The organism is Ruegeria sp. CDSC079 (genome assembly GCF_059610505.1).
In genome coordinates, this window is record NZ_JBXWNT010000004.1 from 408,261 (window position 1) to 422,764 (window position 14,504).

The 14,504-nt window shown below is 58.0% G+C and carries 14 protein-coding genes; 6 read left to right on the forward strand and 8 right to left on the reverse strand.

Annotation, left to right across the window (positions count from 1 at the left end; all coding sequences use genetic code 11):
- Positions 1–27: 27 nt before the first annotated feature.
- A complete protein-coding gene (locus AC2FIC_RS10120) occupies positions 28–687 on the reverse strand; it encodes a DsbA family oxidoreductase (RefSeq protein WP_142633547.1) in 660 nt (219 codons plus the stop codon).
- Positions 684–2,201 carry a class I adenylate-forming enzyme family protein gene (locus AC2FIC_RS10125; RefSeq protein ID WP_496691165.1) on the reverse strand — a complete coding sequence of 506 codons (1,518 nt, stop codon included), beginning with the start codon at positions 2,199–2,201 and terminating at the stop codon, positions 684–686. Before AC2FIC_RS10125 ends, AC2FIC_RS10120 begins: the two co-directional genes overlap by 4 nt.
- Before the next feature lie 65 nt (positions 2,202–2,266).
- On the opposite strand from AC2FIC_RS10125, the gene AC2FIC_RS10130 reads away from it, so the two are divergent.
- On the forward strand, positions 2,267–2,890 hold the full coding sequence (locus AC2FIC_RS10130) for a helix-turn-helix domain-containing protein (protein ID WP_142633550.1): 624 nt from the start codon (positions 2,267–2,269) through the stop codon (positions 2,888–2,890).
- Here the strand turns inward: AC2FIC_RS10130 and AC2FIC_RS10135 are convergent.
- Both AC2FIC_RS10135 and AC2FIC_RS10140 read right to left on the reverse strand, forming a co-directional pair.
- Positions 2,879–3,115, reverse strand: a complete 237-nt coding sequence (locus AC2FIC_RS10135; RefSeq protein WP_142633552.1) for a hypothetical protein — start codon at positions 3,113–3,115, stop codon at positions 2,879–2,881. The genes AC2FIC_RS10130 and AC2FIC_RS10135 overlap by 12 nt on opposite strands.
- Before the next feature lie 564 nt (positions 3,116–3,679).
- Entirely contained in the window at positions 3,680–5,506 is a 1,827-nt protein-coding gene (locus tag AC2FIC_RS10140; protein ID WP_496691166.1) for an extracellular solute-binding protein, read from the reverse strand.
- A gap of 291 nt (positions 5,507–5,797) precedes the next feature.
- Here AC2FIC_RS10140 and AC2FIC_RS10145 point away from each other — a divergent pair, with 291 nt between their 5' ends.
- Positions 5,798–6,571: a 3-hydroxybutyrate dehydrogenase gene (locus tag AC2FIC_RS10145; RefSeq protein ID WP_496691167.1), complete on the forward strand. Its 774-nt coding sequence runs from the start codon at positions 5,798–5,800 to the stop codon at positions 6,569–6,571.
- A gap of 18 nt (positions 6,572–6,589) precedes the next feature.
- Positions 6,590–7,615, forward strand: coding sequence for a patatin-like phospholipase family protein (locus AC2FIC_RS10150; protein ID WP_496691168.1), 1,026 nt, complete (start codon positions 6,590–6,592; stop codon positions 7,613–7,615).
- Here AC2FIC_RS10150 and AC2FIC_RS10155 read toward each other — a convergent pair whose 3' ends face one another.
- From AC2FIC_RS10155 to AC2FIC_RS10170, 4 genes are all read right to left on the reverse strand, one after another.
- Positions 7,616–8,293, reverse strand: a complete 678-nt coding sequence (locus tag AC2FIC_RS10155; protein WP_142633557.1) for a DUF502 domain-containing protein — start codon at positions 8,291–8,293, stop codon at positions 7,616–7,618.
- 64 nt (positions 8,294–8,357) lie between these two features.
- Positions 8,358–9,272: a pseudouridine-5'-phosphate glycosidase gene (locus AC2FIC_RS10160; RefSeq protein ID WP_496675820.1), complete on the reverse strand. Its 915-nt coding sequence runs from the start codon at positions 9,270–9,272 to the stop codon at positions 8,358–8,360.
- Complete coding sequence (locus tag AC2FIC_RS10165) at positions 9,269–10,162, reverse strand: PfkB family carbohydrate kinase (protein ID WP_281972023.1); 894 nt, start codon at positions 10,160–10,162, stop codon at positions 9,269–9,271. Before AC2FIC_RS10165 ends, AC2FIC_RS10160 begins: the two co-directional genes overlap by 4 nt.
- Before the next feature lie 56 nt (positions 10,163–10,218).
- Entirely contained in the window at positions 10,219–10,839 is a 621-nt protein-coding gene (locus tag AC2FIC_RS10170; RefSeq protein WP_496691169.1) for a thiamine phosphate synthase, read from the reverse strand.
- A gap of 153 nt (positions 10,840–10,992) precedes the next feature.
- On the opposite strand from AC2FIC_RS10170, the gene AC2FIC_RS10175 reads away from it, so the two are divergent.
- From AC2FIC_RS10175 to AC2FIC_RS10185, 3 genes are all read left to right on the forward strand, one after another.
- A complete protein-coding gene (locus AC2FIC_RS10175) occupies positions 10,993–11,736 on the forward strand; it encodes an RNA methyltransferase (RefSeq protein ID WP_281972025.1) in 744 nt (247 codons plus the stop codon).
- Positions 11,737–11,798: 62 nt separating this feature from the next.
- A complete protein-coding gene (gene ctaA / locus AC2FIC_RS10180; RefSeq protein ID WP_496691170.1) occupies positions 11,799–12,944 on the forward strand; it encodes a heme A synthase in 1,146 nt (381 codons plus the stop codon).
- Positions 12,945–12,949: 5 nt separating this feature from the next.
- Entirely contained in the window at positions 12,950–14,419 is a 1,470-nt protein-coding gene (locus AC2FIC_RS10185) for a carboxypeptidase M32 (protein ID WP_496691171.1), read from the forward strand.
- The last annotated feature ends 85 nt before the right edge of the window (positions 14,420–14,504 follow it).

The window sequence follows — 14,504 nt, forward strand, 5'->3', positions numbered from 1 at the left end:
AGTGGTCAGAATGCACAGGAGGCTGTGCTATTTTGCAGGGGAAGCCTCGATTTGAGACATGATTTCACCGATCACGCGTTCCCACATTTCCGGTGGTTGCGCGCCGGGGACAGCATGTTGGTTGGCAACGATAAAAGTCGGTACCGACGTCACACCCATCTGCCGGGAATGCGCGTCACGGTTGCTGATGTCTGTGCGGTCGGCGTCGGATTTCAGCAGCTTCATGACGACGGCGGCGTCCATCCCCTGACTGTCGGCAATATCCGCCAGAACCTCGTGGTCGCCGATATCGCGACCCTGTACAAAATAGGCCTGAAACAGGGCATCAACTATAGCGTTCTGCTTGTTTTCGATCCCGGCCCAGTGGATCAGCCGATGAGCGTCCAGCGTGTTCGGGGTACGCTTCATCCCCTCAAAGTCGATGCCCAACCCTGCGTTTTCGGCATGCTCGACCACCGGGGCATACGCACGGATGGCTCCGTCTTTGCCGCCGAATTTGCGCTCCAAGTATTCGCGCCGATCCATGCCTTCGACCGGCATATCGGGGTTCAGCTGAAAGGGGTGCCATTCAATGATGAATGGATGGTCCGGAGTTGCAGCCAACGCCTTGTCCAGATGAGTCTTGCCAATATAGCACCAGGGGCAGATCGGGTCAGACATGATGTCGAGCTTGACGGTCTGGGTCATGTATTGGTCGCCTTGAAATAGGCCGGCAGCGCCCGGCGCAAAAGTTTGCCATTGCCGCCAGTTGGCAGCTGAGGCAGATGGATAAAGGCGCGCGGTTGCTTATAGCGCGCCAGATTTGTCTCGACATAGGCGCGCAGGGCGTCCTCGTCCAGCTTTTCCGGCCCGGTATAGAATGCCACTATGACAAAACTGTCCTGCTTGACCTCAACGGTGGCCGCGCCGACCTGCGTGATGCCGGGATATCGGGACAATGTGGCCTCGACCTCGATCGGTGAGACCCGGTAGCCGCCTGCATTCATCATATCATCGTCTCGGCCAAGATAGGTGATCTGACCATCAACTGCCATTGCACCCTGATCGCCGGTCAGAAACCACTCGCCTTGCATCCTGGCCAGCGCTTCGTCCGGCGCGTTGAGATAGGTCAGCATTAGGCCGGGGTCTGATCGGTGGATGGCGATGGTCCCTTCTTTCCCCTGTGGAACCGGCCCGTCTGGACCCAGAATTGCCACACGCCGCCCCGGTTGTGGTTGCCCCAGTGCATCGCCACGTGCCGGATAGGCCGGGCTTGAAGAGATGAAGGTCGAGCATTCGGACATTCCAAAAGCTTCATACAACTCGCGCCCGGTGATCCGTGTCCATTTCTGGTGCAGATGCCGTGAGAGTTTTTCACCAGCGCAAAGGCCGTGCCTCAGATCGGGAAGGTGCAGATCGTTTGCTTCGTTCAAAATTTTCCGAAACACGCCAGGAGCTGCAGCAAAAATCGTGGCACGGTGATTGCGCAGCATATCGGGTAGGGTCGACAGATCGGTGCCGGGTTCCGGTATCAGCGCTGTCGCGCCAATGGTCCAGGGATCCATCAGTCCTGTCCCCAACGTATAGGTCCAGTTGAACGCACCTGCATGGCACAATCGATCCGTTTCCTGCAGGCCGTACCACCCATCCACCATCATCTGCCGCGCCCAAATTGCACGATGGGCATGTGCAACGGCCCGTGGCTTGCCCGAGGTGCCAGACGTATAGACCACATAAGCCATGTCTTCGGGGTCGCCCATCCGAAACTCGGCCAGAGGTAGATCGCGCATCTCGCGCAGTTGGCTCAAAGATATTTGGTTCGGGTGATCCGCGCTGGCGATATCGGGATCGCGCAATATGGCGGCGGGCTTCAGATCTTGGATGATCTTTGCCGTTTCTGGCTGTGTCAGCTGTGACGATGTCGGCACGGGTACAATGCCGACCGCGATTGCACCCAGATAGGTTATTGGGAAATCAACCGTGTTCCCCAAACGCATCAAGACCAGATCGCCCGGTTTCAAACCGGCCCGCAGCAGACCTGTACCGGTTGCAAGGATCGCGCGTTTCAACGCAGCAAAGCTCCAGTTCTGTGCCGATGTTGCGCCAAGTACGGACAAGGCAATCTTGTCGCCATTGCGATCTGCTTGACGCAACACATGCGCGGCCAGATTGAAGGGGGTGGGGCAGGCCTTGGGCGGGCCTTGATCGAACAGGGAAAGCATGGCGTCTGGCTAACGCGGCAACTGCTGCGTTGCAAGCGGGACAGGCTGGCCCTATAGAGTGGCCCATGAGAACCAAAGAGCAGACATCTCTGATCCGAATTGCCCGAAACTCGGGCGAGCATACAGAGGTTGAACCGCTGGACCTTGGCGTCCGTGTGCGTGAATTGCGCAAGGCGCGAAACTGGACTTTGGAACAAGCGGCCAATCAGGCGGGATTGGCGCGTTCAACGCTCAGCAAAATCGAAAACGGGCAGATGTCGCCTACATACGATGCGCTGAAGAAACTGGCGATCGGGCTGGAAATCTCTGTTCCGCAGCTGTTCACGCCGCCACAGCGCGAGCAGGTGATCGGGCGTATGGCCGTGACCCGGATGGGGCAAGGCACCAGCCACGCAACCACAACATACGAGCACGAACTGCTGGCTGAGACGCTTACGAAAAAGCAGATGCTGCCCTATCGCGCCCGTGTACGTGCCCGGTCGATGGATGAGTTTGACGGGTGGGTCCGCCACGATGGCGAAGAATTCCTGTACGTGCTGACGGGTGTCGTTCGCCTGTATACCGAGTTCTACGAACCCGTCGAAATGCGCCGCGGTGACAGCGCCTATTACGACGGCAGCATGGGGCATAATGTCGTTTCGGTCAGTGAAGAAGACGCGATGATCCTGTGGGTGACGTCACTTACCTAGATGTTTGGTGACTTCACGGGTTAGCGCTTCGGTGAACAGGAAATCCTCAAGCTCTTCATGTGCCTCGTTCACCGTCAGATGATGGCGTTCGGCCAGATAAGCCTCGAATTGCGCACGGTCGCGCCCGACCGCATCCATGTCTCGGTCGCGCAAATTGGGAAACCGCCGTTTTGCACGGGCGTACATTTCATTCCAATCTTGCGTCAGATCGTTCCACTTAAACATCAATTGGGCTTTCTGTTTGTCTGGCTACAGATCTGCTCGGCCCTGAATTCAGGGTACGAATGGTGTTTGCAGGTAGGGCTATGGCAAAATGTCGCACCTTGAGCGTGCGAAGTTTAAATCAGTTAGGCCCGCCACAGGAAATCTGAGACGGGCCTACGGACCAAATAGTTTTGAGTGAGTGGAGGCTGGTCCGAAAATACTGTTCCTGACGTTGTAACACAGCTATGTGTCGGTAATGTTTGGCGTAATTCAAATTGGATACATTTGTACTAGTCGCAGGCTATATCTTTCGAACCCGTTACGTAAAGCCCCTTGTTGAAATTTTTCAAATTTGTCTGAAACTAGGGATCGCATCAATTTATAGCGGAATGCCCACAGCCTTTACCTGCATGTCGTGGTACTGCGGGTCTGTGCCAGAATCCGCCGAAGGGTATGAGACCCACACAGCAAACGCCGAACGGGTCTTATTGCATCACATCTGCAGCGGTTGCGATCCTCTGGAACGAGATTGGCACGGACAGTTAGCAATTAGGAAAGGACGGGGCCGCCTCTTTTGAGACGCTGCTATTCCTCGTACCACCAGACCTGCGGCATGTATTCCGGCCCGTCACCGTATATGGGCAGGGTTTCCGGCTGTTTCAGCTCACGCGCATGTGCAATCCGGCCGACGTCAAAGCTCCAGATCGGGATGACATACCGGCCAGCGGTTAGAACGCGATCCAGCGCGCGGGTCGCAGACACGAAATCTTCGTGGCTTTCAGAGGCCAGCATCGTATCGATCAAACCGTCCACTGCTGGCGACTGAACCCCCATCAGGTTACGTGTTCCTGCCGTGTCAGCATTTTCACTGCCCCAATACAGGCGTTGTTCGTTACCCGGCGACAGGGAAAGAGCCCGGCGAAATGGGGTCATGTCAAAATCATGCGCATCCATCCGAGAGGTGTATTGTGCGTCGTCGATTTTTTCGACTGTAAGCTCGATGCCAAGCCGTTCAAGCGTACGCGCATAGATTTCGGCGATCGTTCCGACATTCTGGACAACGTTGAGGCTGCCCTGGCTGATGACCATGTCAACGATGAACGCTTCGCCATCTGCGTTTCGCAACACGCCATCCTGAACTGTCCAGCCAGCCTCTTGCAGAAGCTTGGTTGCCTTGCGCAGATTGGCCCTGTTGCGTTCCGAACCGTCACCTACCGGCAGCTCGTAACCTTCCAGCGTACCGGGCAACAGTGTATCGGCGTACGGCTGCAGCAGTTCAGCCACCTGACCGGTGGCAGTACCGGGTTGCATCGCCAGATCCGAGCCCGAGAAATACGAGGTTATCCGCGGTTGCGCGCTTCCGGTGACGGTGTCGTTGATGAATTCGAAATTGAAAGCCAGAGTCAGAGCCTCGCGCACGCGCCAATCATCGAAGGGTGGCTTGCGCGTATTCATGACAAATCCGGTCACGCCCGAAGGCTTGCGATGCGGGATTTCGGTTTTCACCACATCGCCGCGCTGTACCGCGGGGAAGTCATACTGGTTGTTCCACTTATCGGCGTTAAACTCGCGCACGGCTGAGAGCTCGCCTGCTTTGAAGGCCTCGAATGCGACTGTGCCATCCCCGTAGAACTCGATCCGCATCTCATCCAGATTCATGGTGCCGCGCCGAAACGGAATGTCAGCGCCCCAGTAATCCGGATTGCGACGCAGGTTCACATACCGTCCGGCTTCGTACCCGTCGATGACATACGGTCCAGACCCCAGAGGGATGTCTTGCAGCGGCGCGTCGGCAAAGTCTTTACCCTCCCACTGTGCCTTCTGAAGGATCGGGCGCATCCCGGCGATCAGCGCAAGCTCGCGGTCGGGGTCGTTAAACGTGATGCGGACGGAACGCGGTCCGGTTTGTTCGATACTGTCGATCTTTCCCCAAAGGCCGCGATATCTCAGGTGCCCTTCGGTTCCCAAAGTCTCATATGACCAGATGACATCCTCGACAGTGACCGGTGATCCATCCGAGAATCGGGCATTCTCTCGCAGGGTAAATTCGACCCAGGATCGGTCTGGAGCCGTCTCAACTGATTCGGCTAACAACCCGTAAAGAGTGAAAGGTTCGTCCCAGGAACGCCCCATCAGGCTTTCATGGGTCCAAAATCGCAACTGCCAGGGTGACGTGCCTTTTTGCACAAACGGGTTAAGACTGTTATAGCCGCCGGTATTTCCAAATACGACTTTGCCGCCTTTGGGTGCATCAGCGTTGACATAGGGTAGCGACACAAAATCCGGTGGTAGGGCAGGGTCGCCATACATAGCTATGCCATGGGTCGATTCTGCATGGGCTGCTGCAACGGCAAAAACACTAACGATTCCCGCGATCATAGGGCGAACGGGGCGAAGAAAATCGGGGCTCATTTTGGAAACAATCCTGCTCTGGCCTTATTTTGTTGGGATTCACCGTAGCCATGATTTTTCATATTATCAAACTTTTAGCTTGGACGAAGGCGTGGAATTGCTTATAAAGGGCGTACTGCTCGATAGGTTTCTTGCCTGTATGAAACCTGCCTCAATAACTTAACGCCCGCTTCGTGCGGGCGTTTTTTTTGTGCGATTTTCGCTGATACAGCGCCCCCAATCTTTCCCCGTTTTCTTTGCAGGTGCAGCATGGCACTGTGCCGTCAACACGGAATCTGACGGAGAGCACCCATGAGTCTTTCAGGCAAAACAGCAATCATCACAGGATCGAATTCGGGCATCGGGCTGGGCATCGCCCGCGAGCTGGCCAAGGCCGGGGCGGATGTGGTGCTGAATTCGTTTACTGACCGCGACGAAGATCATGCTCTGGCCGCAGAGATCGGGCAGGAAACCGGAACCAACGCGCGCTATATCAAAGCGGACATGTCCAAGGGTGACGAGTGTCGGGCGCTGATCGAAAAGGCGGGAGCCTGCGATATCCTGGTCAACAATGCCGGCATTCAGCATGTGGCGCCGATTGATCAGTTTCCAACCGACAAATGGGACGCGATCATTGCGATCAACATGAACTCGGCCTTTCACACCACTGCCGCCGGGTTGCCGATGATGCGCAAGGCGGGCTGGGGACGGGTGGTGAATATTGCATCGGCCCATGGGTTGACGGCATCGCCTTTCAAAGCCGCCTATATCGCGGCCAAGCACGGTGTAGTCGGGATGACCAAAACCGTAGCCCTCGAGACCGCACAGGAGCCGATTACCTGTAATGCGATTTGCCCGGGATATGTGCTGACGCCGCTGGTCGAAGAGCAGATACCCAATACGATGAAAGAATACGATATGAGCCGTGAGGATGTCGTGAAGAATGTCCTGCTAAAGCGGCAACCTTCGAAAGAATTCGCTACGGTCGAACAACTGGGCGGTACGACGATCTTTCTGTGCTCGGATGCGGCGGCGCAGATCACCGGCACGACGATTTCAGTTGATGGCGGGTGGACCGCGCTCTGAGCCTTGGGGAGTAGGGCAGTGAAACGTATCAATCTGGCTTTGCAGGGCGGCGGCGCGCACGGAGCGTTCACTTGGGGTGTGCTGGATCGTCTACTGGACGAAGATGATATCGAAGTCGCGGCGATCACGGGAACATCGGCAGGCGCACTGAACGGTGCGGCCTATAAGTCTGGCATGGTACGGGGCGGCCGGGAGGGCGCGCGCACCAATCTGGATGCGCTCTGGGCCCGTATGGGGGCCGTCGATGATACGAACCTGACCAACTGGATGCGTGCGTTTGAGCCCTCACATATCGCACAGTCCATCGAAAATTCGCTGCCGTTTGCTGTAGGCGACGCCTGGTCGCGGTTGGTATCGCCTTATGCCTATGGGCCGTTCTACCGTAACCCCTTGGAGCCCGTGGTTAAGCGCTTTGATTTCGATGAAATATGCGCTGCCGAAGGTCCGCGTCTGTATGTCTGCGCGACATGCGTGCGCAGCGGAAAGATTCGGGTGTTCACAGGGGATGAGCTGTCGACTGAGGCCATCCTTGCGTCCGCCTGTTTGCCAACCTTGTTTCAGGCGGTCGAGATATTCGATCCAAAATCGGGCCGGACCGAGGCTTACTGGGATGGCGGATATACCGGTAATCCAGCTCTGTATCCCTTGTTCAATTCCGATCTGCCCGAGGACGTGGTGATCGTGAACATCAACCCCCTGGAACGGGAAGAAATCCCCAAGACGCCGCAGCAAATCCAGAACCGGATCAATGAGATCGGCTTTAACTCATCGCTGTTTCGGGAACTGAGGGCCATAAGCTTCGTTCAGCGCTTGCTGGAGGATGGCAAGCTGAAAGCGGGCGAAATGAGCCGCGTTCTGGTTCACATGATTGCCGATGACGCGTTGATGAATGACCTCTCGGTCGCGACCAAGACAGTGCCCAACCCTGTGGTCCTGCATAAGCTCAAAGAAGCTGGCCGCAATGCAGCTGATCAGTTTTTGACAGATCACAAGGCCGATTTGGGTGCACGCAGCACGGTCAATCTGCCGGAAATGTTTGGATAGTCATTCTGGTGGCTGGGTCGGGTCTTTGTCGTTCGGGTAAACAAGACCGGCCGAAATCACCAGTTTGGCGGCATCTTCGATCGACATGTCCAAAAGGATGACGTCCTCTATCGGAAAGAACAGCAGGAACCCCGATGTCGGGTTGGGTGTCGTCGGAATGAACACGCTGTACAGATCGCCACCCGCTTCTGCGCGTTCGTTGACTTCTCCCTTGGCGGTGGTCGAGACGAACCCGATGGCCCAGATGCCACGGCGCGGATATTGAACCAGACAGGCTTTTTCAAATGACCGTTCAGTCTGGGCAAAGACGGTCTCGGAAATCTGCTTGATGCCTGAATAGATGGACCGGATGACTGGCATCCTATTCACCAGGCTTTCGGTGAACGAGATAAAGGATCGGCCCAGGATGCCCTTGGCAACCCAGCCAACCACGACGGTGAACACCAGAAAAAAGATGACACCTACACCGCGCAGGTTGATGCCAACATATTGTTCAGGCTGGAATTGGTGGGGAACCAGCGGCAGAACCGCACTGTCGATCCAGCCGACAACAGACCAGATCAGCCAGATCGTCAACCACACCGGCGCAATAACGACGATGCCCGTCAGAAAGGACGCGCGCAGCCGTGAGAACAGGCCGGGCTGTCGGTTGGGTTCTTCGTCAAAAGGAGTGTTCATTACGGTCCTGAGTGGCTTGCGAATTTAGTTAAGCAGTCCTTGGCCTTGGTACAATAGCTATATGTTAATCCGCCTTGGCGGACAGGGCGCGGGCGATCCCGGCTGCCAGACGGGCATTGTTGCGGACCAATGCGATATTGGCGGTCAGAGAACGACCTTCGGTCTGCTCATAAATCCGTTGCAACAGGTAGGGTGTGACCCCTTTACCGCTGATCCGATGCACATCTGCATCCGCCTGTGCCGAGGCGATGATCGGGGCCAGTTCCTCGGATGGGATCTGATCGGCCTCCGGGATCGGATTGGCGACAAGTTGGCCGCCGGGCAGGCCAAGCGCGCGTCTGGTCGCATGTGCGTGCGCGATGTCTTCCGCACTGTCCATGCGCAGAGGGGCTGCCAGCGGGGATTTTGCCGACCAGAAGGCCGGAAATTCGTCCTGGCCATAGGCAATGACCGGAACGCCCAGTGTTTCCAGAACCTCAAGCGTCTTGGCCAGATCGAGGATGGCTTTGGCGCCTGCGGCAACAACCGTGACCGGGGTATGGGCCAATTCGTGCAGGTCAGCAGAGATATCGAACGAGGTTTCAGCCCCTTGGTGGACGCCTCCAATACCGCCGGTGGCGAAAACGTCGATCCCGGCGTGATGGGCGGCGATCATGGTTGCGGCGACCGTTGTTGCACCGGTGCCACCGGTTGCCATGCAGGCTGCCATATCGGCACGGGACAGTTTGGCGACCCCATGCGCTTGGCCCAGCGCTTTCAACTCTTCGGCTTCCAGACCGACGTGAAGCGTACCATTGATCACCGCCATGGTGGCTGGCACAGCGCCCGCGTCTCGGATGTCTTGTTCAACCTGTGCCGCAACCTCGATGTTCTGCGGGTAGGGCATACCGTGGGTGATGATCGTGCTTTCCAGCGCAACGATAGGTTGGCCTGCGTCTTTGGCGGCGCGGACCTCGGCAGAATATTGAATGTTGATCACAGTGGGGTTTCTCCGGAAACGTAAGTTGCGGCGGCATGCAGGGCACGTGACAGGGCCTCATCGCTTGGGGCACCGGTGGCCTCGGATGCGATATGCGCCGCCATGAATGTATCACCAGCGCCGGTCACACGGGTGACCAGAACGGATGGGGGTTTTTGGGTCAAGATTTCCTCGGCGCTGGCAACGGTTGCTGAACTGCCGCCATCGGTCACCAGCACGCGCAGCGCGCCGCGATCCAGCAGCCCCTTGGCGGCGCTTGCCGAATCCGCGAATTCGCGCTGGCACAGGATGCCAGCCTCTTCGAGGTTCACATAAAGCGTCGCGCGGGCATGTTTGAGGAAAGGCAGCAGACGATCGGCCTTGCCGGGAGAGGCCGGTGCCACGCGCAGGTCGGCCCCGGCGAAGGCTGGGCTTTGCGCGATTTCTTCCAAAAGCGACAGCGTCAGGTTGCCATCCAAAGCAACAGGACCATCAAATGGCATTGTCTCTGTGCCTAATGGGCCTTGCATCAGGGGTTTCAGAATTTTTGCCCCTGCAGCCTCAAGTGAATGGGCGTCCGCAATCGCGGCAATTAACCCATTGGCGCCCTCGACAGCCATATATCGGTCGGTCGGCAGGTCCTGCGAGCGATAGATGTGATCCGTTACCATCCCCAGCCGGGCGCAAGCATTGACCAACTCGTCGCCTTCGGGATCGCGACCAATAGCGGTCAGCAGGGTGGGCGTCATGCCAAAGCGCACCAGCGTCATGGCAATGTTCATCGCCACACCTCCGGGCAGGCGGGTGATCCTGCCGGGAACATCCGACCCCTGCCGCATGGCGCTGGCAGAACGTCCGATCACGTCCCACAGGACAGAACCGATACAAAGAATTTCGCTGTTCTGAGTCATGTCGACGTCATGCCGCAGCCCCGGCGTGGGTGCAAGGGTTAACGCTCACACCCGGTTCAGCCCATGGCGGCGATCAAAGTTTTCAGTGCGGCGGCTGGGTCTTCCTGTGGCCAGATTTCATCCCCGATGCCAAAGAAATCGGTGCAGGGGCCCAGGCCGCGGATCAAATCCGGTGTCAGGCCGCCTTCTGCCACAACCGGCACTTCGATCATCTCGGACCACCACTGGAACAGATCATGCTCGACCACGGTTCCGTCACCCAAGGAGGACGTGCCAACCGGGCCAAAGGCCACATAATCCGTCCCGGCCTCACCAGCCGACATGCCGTCATGGCTGGAGGTGCCGCAGAAGCAGCCGACAATGGCATCGGCACCCAATTCCTTACGCACATACCGGACCGAGCGCGCGCCATCATCCAGATGCACCCCATCCAGACCCAGACGCTGCGCCAACAGGACGTGGTTGGAAATCACCAGCGCCACGTCCCGCGTATGCGCAACCTCGCGGCAGGCATCAGCGGCACGGGCAATAGTATCCTCGTCATTTCCCGCAAGGGCCAGACGGATGCAGGCGATTTCGGTGCTGTCCAGAACGCGGGCCAGTTGGTCGGGGAACGTGCTCAACGTGATGGTCGGCGGGGTGATCAGGTAAATCTGCGGCTGCTCGGCGGTGTCCATCGGCGCGTCCTTAGCTTTAAGTCTTTTGCGCGGTTTAGCGGATTGCGGGCCGGAAGCAAACTTTTATGCCTGTTTCAGGTAGAATTGGCGCCGCCAATGGCTTGCCCTGCGTTGGCGCGACGATTACAGCAGGCGCAGTTTTCGGAGACAACCATGCCAAGCGACAAATCCCAGCCCTCATTTGTGCTCGTGCGCCCGCAGATGGGTGAAAACATTGGTGCCGCCGCGCGGGCGATGTGGAATTTCGGGCTGGACCGGATGCGGATCGTGGCCCCACGTGATGGCTGGCCAAACCCCAAGGCGGTGGCGATGTCCAGTGGGGCGGGCCGTCTGCTGGATGAGGCGCAGCTGTTTGACGATTTGGCTGGCGCACTCTCCGACAGCACCTATGTCTTTGCCACCACGGCCCGCCAGCGCGGGTTGACCAAGCCGGTCTTCAGCCCCGAACGCGCTATGCAGATCGCGGCCGAAAAGGTCGCTGCGGGCGAAAAAGTCGCCGTGCTGTTTGGCCCGGAACGGGCAGGGCTTGAGAATGAGGATATTGCGAAGGCCAATGCCATCATCTCGGTCCCGGTGAATCCGGAATATGCCTCATTGAACCTTGGGCAATGCGTGTTGCTGACCGCCTATGAGTGGATGCGCCAGACAGGCGACGTCGTGCATGAGGCAACCGATCTGGGCAAAGGCGACTGGGCCACAGGCATCGAGGTCGAAAAACTGGTCGAACATTATGAAGACCGGCTGGAAGAGGCGGGGTTCTTTTACCCGCCTGAAAAAGCCGAAAGCATGAAGACCAATCTGCGCAATCTGTGGTCACGGATGCGGATGACGCGGGCGGATGTGCAGATGTTGCACGGGGTCATGCGTCAGATGGTCCGTTGGAAAGACAAAGGGTAAGGCTGGACCTCGTCCCATGGTGGTCCTAGCTTGCAACGAAATTCAAGACACATGAGGAACGCATGAGCGGCAAGCGCAGCATCTTCGAAGAGGTCTCAGACTCTGAAAAACAACAAGCGGTTCAACCTGGTATGATTGACCGGGGCCGCGGTGGTGCGCGTAAGGCTATCCGGGCCTGGCTGATGATCCTATTTGCGCTTGTGGTTGTGATGATTGCGGTGGGTGGGCTGACCCGCCTGACCGATAGCGGGCTGTCGATCACCGAATGGCGCCCGCTCACCGGGGCTGTCCCGCCGATGACCGAAACCGACTGGCAGGCCGAGTTCGACAAGTACAAGCAAATCGACCAGTGGCGCATCCAGAACCAGTGGATGGAGCTTGCGGATTTCAAGTCCATCTATTGGTGGGAATGGGGCCACCGGCAGTTGGGCCGTGTGATCGGGCTGGTATGGGCACTTGGATTTTTCGGGTTCCTTATTGCCCGCAAGATACCAACAGGCTGGACCGGCAAGCTGATGATCCCCGGTGCTTTGGGTGGGATTCAGGGAGCGGTTGGCTGGTGGATGGTTGCGTCAGGCGTGACGCAGGGCGAGGGGATGATCGCCGTTGCCAGCTATCGCCTGGCGATCCATCTGGGTCTGGCCTTTGTGATCTTGGGTTTCCTCGCCTGGTATATGTTCGAACTTGGCCGGGATGAGCGTGACCTGATGCAAGCCCGCCGCGCGAAAGAGGCCAAACTGTTTTCCCTGTCTACCGGCCTGATGCATTTCGCATTCCTGCAGATCCTCATCGGTGCACTTGTCGCAGGTATCGACGCTGGGCGGTCTTATACCGACTGGCCATTGATCGGCGGGCAGATTTTCCCGCCGGACGCGGCGATACTGGAACCGATGTGGCGGAACTTTTTCGAAAGCCCCGGGCTTGTGCAGTTCATCCATCGTTGCGCGGGTTATCTGCTGTTCATCTTTGCCATCGTTGTCTGGCGTCGTGGCAATTCCAGTGCGCATCCGCAAACGCGCTTTGCCTTCAACACGATGTTCGCAGCCTTGTCGCTGCAGGTGGTTGTTGGGATCATGACCGTGATCTACGCGGCCCCCTGGCAGATCGCCATTTTCCACCAGTTCATGGCCGTGATCGTGTGGACTCTGACACTGCGTGCGCGCTTCCTGACAGCCTATCCCATCGCAACTTCGATCCGCGGAGCCTGACCCAGATGACTGCCTATGATGAACTGATGGCCTTCCAACGTGAAACCTCGGCACTTGGTCAGATTGCCGGGCGTCTGGGATGGGATCAGGAAACAGTGATGCCCCGCGGCGCAGCACCGCAGCGCGCAGAAGAAATGGCCGCGATCGAAGCTGTTTTGCATGCCCGACGGTCTGATCCGCGTGTGGCAGAGTGGCTGGAGCAGGCCGACCCGCAGGACGATGTCGCCCGCGCGCAACTGCGCGAGATACGCCGGTCCTATGAGCGGACCGTGAAAGTGCCCGCCGATTTGGCCAAGACCATCGCACGCGTTACTTCAGCCGCGCAGGGCACATGGGCACAGGCGCGCGCCGATGAGGATGTGGCGGCCTTTTTGCCCGTACTGGAAGAGGTTGTGGCGCTCAAACGTCAGGAAGGTCAGGCCCTGGCACAGGGCGGCGATGTCTATGACGCCATGGTCGAAGATTACGAGCCCTATACGACCGGCACTCAGATCGCTGCGATCTTTGACCAGATGCGTCCGCGTCTGGTGGCATTGCGAGCAGCCGTACTGGATCAGCCCGGACCGGCCGCCCTGACTGGGACGTTTGACTCAGCGACCCAGATGCGCCTGTCACAGAAGCTGGCCACCGGATTCGGTTACGACCTGAACACTGGCCGGGTCGACAAGGCCGTTCACCCGTTCAGCTCGGGCAGCGGATTGGACGTGCGGATCACCACGCGCACCAGCGAGACCGATCCGTTCAACTGTTTCTATTCAACCATTCACGAGGTCGGCCACGCCGCCTATGAACAGGGCATCGACCCAGCCTACCTTTTGACCCCGCTGGGGCAGGGCGTGTCGATGGGCGTGCATGAAAGCCAGAGCCGGATTTACGAAAACCAACTGGGTCGATCACGCGCCTATACTGGCTGGCTGTTTGGCCAGATGGTCGAGGCTTTTGGCAATTTCGGCGTCGCCGATGCCGATGCGTTCTATGCCACGGTCAACCGGGTCCATAATGGATATATCCGCACCGAGGCGGATGAGGTGCAGTACAACCTGCACATCATGCTGCGCTTTGACCTTGAGCGCGAGTTGATGAGCGGTGATCTGCAGGTCAGCGACCTTGAGGGCGCATGGAATGACCGGTTCAAGGCCGATTTCGGCTATGCGGTTGATAAGCCCTCGAACGGGTGTCTGCAGGATGTCCATTGGTCCGTCGGTCTGTTCGGGTATTTCCCGACCTACTCGTTGGGCAATGTCTATGCAGGGTGCTTGAATCAGGCCCTGAGGTCCGCACTGCCTGATCTGGACGCCCAGCTGGCCATAGGCGATACGTCGGGTGCCACTGGTTGGTTGCGCGACAACGTGCAGCGCCATGGTGGCCTGTTCGCCCCCCGCGACATCATCCAACGCGCCAGCGGTATGGAGCCGGGGCCGGAACCTCTGCTGGCCTATCTCGAGGCAAAATTCGGGGCGCTTTACGGGGTCTAGATATGCCTGCTCACATTGCCGTGTAAGCGCGTGGTCTTTTACGCGGTCACGGCTAAAGTGGCAGGCAAAGCACTCACTCGGAGAG

Coding starts and splice junctions, on each gene's coding strand:
- AC2FIC_RS10175 (WP_281972025.1), top strand. CDS start 10,993: ATGCCAAGCGACAAATCCCAGCCCTCATTTGTGCTCGTGCGCCCGCAG.
- AC2FIC_RS10185 (WP_496691171.1), top strand. CDS start 12,950: ATGACTGCCTATGATGAACTGATGGCCTTCCAACGTGAAACCTCGGCA.
- AC2FIC_RS10170 (WP_496691169.1), bottom strand. CDS start 10,839: ATGGACACCGCCGAGCAGCCGCAGATTTACCTGATCACCCCGCCGACC.
- AC2FIC_RS10135 (WP_142633552.1), bottom strand. CDS start 3,115: ATGTTTAAGTGGAACGATCTGACGCAAGATTGGAATGAAATGTACGCC.
- AC2FIC_RS10145 (WP_496691167.1), top strand. CDS start 5,798: ATGAGTCTTTCAGGCAAAACAGCAATCATCACAGGATCGAATTCGGGC.
- AC2FIC_RS10120 (WP_142633547.1), bottom strand. CDS start 687: ATGACCCAGACCGTCAAGCTCGACATCATGTCTGACCCGATCTGCCCC.
- AC2FIC_RS10155 (WP_142633557.1), bottom strand. CDS start 8,293: ATGAACACTCCTTTTGACGAAGAACCCAACCGACAGCCCGGCCTGTTC.
- AC2FIC_RS10140 (WP_496691166.1), bottom strand. CDS start 5,506: ATGAGCCCCGATTTTCTTCGCCCCGTTCGCCCTATGATCGCGGGAATC.
- AC2FIC_RS10125 (WP_496691165.1), bottom strand. CDS start 2,201: ATGCTTTCCCTGTTCGATCAAGGCCCGCCCAAGGCCTGCCCCACCCCC.
- ctaA (WP_496691170.1), top strand. CDS start 11,799: ATGAGCGGCAAGCGCAGCATCTTCGAAGAGGTCTCAGACTCTGAAAAA.
- AC2FIC_RS10165 (WP_281972023.1), bottom strand. CDS start 10,162: ATGACTCAGAACAGCGAAATTCTTTGTATCGGTTCTGTCCTGTGGGAC.
- AC2FIC_RS10130 (WP_142633550.1), top strand. CDS start 2,267: ATGAGAACCAAAGAGCAGACATCTCTGATCCGAATTGCCCGAAACTCG.